Below are 426 nucleotides of genomic sequence, written 5' to 3'. Positions count from 1 at the left end.
CCGCTCCCGGCGCGGCCCGCGCCGACGCCGCCCCGGCAGACTCCGCGCCGACAAGGCCTACCACTCCGCCGAGCACCTGGCCTGGCTCCGCGAGCGGGGCATCGTCCCGCGCATCGCCCGGCCCGGCATCGAGTCCGGCGAACGGCTCGGGCGGCACCGCTGGAAGATCGAGCGGTCGATCTCCTGGCTCTTCGGCTACCGGCGCCTCACCGTCCGGTACGAGCGCAAGGGCAGCCACTTCCTGGCCTTCCTCGGCCTCGCGGTCACCCTGACCTGCCACAAGAAACTCGCCCAACTCACCACATGAGACAAGCTCTAATACTCCAGTCTGACTTTGCGATCTTGCTGCGGACCCGGCTGGAAACGGGTACGGCCACCGCGTGATCATCGGTTGGTGTGTGGACAAACGAAGATCGTGCGGTGGCC

1 protein-coding gene is annotated in these 426 nt (G+C 68.5%); it reads left to right on the top strand.

What is annotated here, in order from left to right:
* Window positions 1–307, top strand: a 307-nt coding sequence (locus tag AC2CJA_RS27265; RefSeq protein ID WP_484605284.1) for a transposase, incomplete at its 5' end; no start/stop codon positions are given.
* Window positions 308–426: the final 119 nt, after the last annotated feature.

This window comes from Streptomyces sp. ATLC9 (genome assembly GCF_057196705.1).
The sequence above is the reverse complement of the archived record's forward strand: the minus strand, read 5'-3'. Positions and strand labels throughout refer to the sequence as shown.